The sequence below is a fragment of the Dyella humi genome (assembly GCF_044904605.1).
Classification (GTDB): domain Bacteria; phylum Pseudomonadota; class Gammaproteobacteria; order Xanthomonadales; family Rhodanobacteraceae; genus Dyella_B; species Dyella_B humi.
Genome location: NZ_JADIKI010000013.1, coordinates 1 through 737, shown reverse-complemented (window position 1 = coordinate 737; position 737 = coordinate 1). Strand labels below are relative to the sequence as shown.

Sequence of the window (737 nt, the reverse complement as noted above, 5' to 3'; positions counted from 1 at the left end):
GACGACGACAGCCCCTGGGCCATGCAGTCCGATGCCAATCCGCAGGTGGCCGATCTGACCTCCCGTCATCTGGCCTATGTCATCTACACCTCCGGTTCCACCGGTACACCTAAGGGTGTGATGAACGAGCACCGTGCGCTGGTGAACCGGTTGCAATGGATGCAGCAGGCATACGGGCTGGACGCCACGGACGTGGTTCTGCAGAAGACCTCCTTCAGCTTCGACGTCTCGGTGTGGGAATTCTTCTGGACCCTGCTGTACGGCGCGCAACTGGTGATGCTTGCGCCCGGCGCACATAGGGACGCTAGCGTATTGGTGGCGCAGATGCGCCGCTGGGGTGTGACGACGGTGCACTTCGTACCGTCGATGCTGGGGGCGTTCCTGCACAGCGAAGGGGTGGGGGGCTGCGAACGGTTACGTCGCGTGATCTGCAGTGGCGAAGCCTTGCTCGGCGCGTTTGTGCAGACATGCCAAGCACGGCTGCCATGGGTGCAGGTGCATAACCTGTACGGTCCTACGGAAGCAGCGATCGATGTCACAGCGTGGACCTGCCCGGAAGGATTCATGGAACAGGTGGTGCCGATCGGCCACCCGATCGCCAACACACGAATCTATCTGCTGGATGCTCAGGGTAAGCCGGTACCGCTGGGTGCCGTGGGTGAGTTGTACATCGGCGGGGCCGGTGTTGCCCGTGGCTACCTCAATCGTCCCCAGCTCACTGCCGAGCGTTTTCTGAC

At 62.1% G+C, this 737-nt stretch carries 1 protein-coding gene; it reads left to right on the top strand.

What is annotated here, in order from left to right; genetic code table 11:
* Positions 1-737: AMP-binding protein (locus tag ISP18_RS00090; protein WP_404559221.1), on the top strand; the 737-nt coding region annotated here is incomplete at both ends.